This is a genomic window from Bremerella sp. JC817 (assembly GCF_040718835.1).
In the GTDB taxonomy this organism is placed as follows: domain Bacteria; phylum Planctomycetota; class Planctomycetia; order Pirellulales; family Pirellulaceae; genus Bremerella.
Genome location: NZ_JBFEFG010000045.1, coordinates 1 through 451 on the forward strand (window position 1 = coordinate 1; position 451 = coordinate 451).

Consider the following 451-nt stretch of genomic DNA (forward strand, 5'->3'; position numbering starts at 1 on the left):
GGACCCGCAACGTCCGCGCGGCCGACCCCGACAGGCCCTGGTTCGCCTACTTCAGCACCGGCGCCGTCCACGCTCCGCACCATGTCCCGGCCGACTGGCGGGGCAGATACAAGGGCCGATTCGACCACGGTTGGGACAGGCAGCGCGAGCTGACACACGCGAAGCAGCTGGAGATGAAGGTCATCCCCGAGGGGACGAGGCTCACGCCCCGGCCCGAGGAGCTCCCCGCCTGGGACGCCAAAAAACTGGCCAGAGGGGCAGCTGGGGTAAATGAACCGCCATAGACATATCGTGGCAGAGGAATTGAGCAAGTTTCGTAGTCCTCCCCGTTATCAGCGGGTCGCCGACTGATGACATACCCTTCAACAACTGCCGGACGAGCTCCTTGTTCCTTGGAATTATGTTTGTGAAACGCCCCGTCCGAGGTAAACCCTGCGAACAGTGCGCGAAC

1 protein-coding gene is annotated in these 451 nt (G+C 63.0%); it reads left to right on the plus strand.

The window, feature by feature from the left end; genetic code table 11:
* Nucleotides 1–284, plus strand: a 284-nt coding sequence (locus tag AB1L30_RS00225; protein WP_367011351.1) for a sulfatase-like hydrolase/transferase, incomplete at its 5' end; no start/stop codon positions are given.
* Between the last annotated feature and the right edge of the window lie 167 nt (nt 285–451).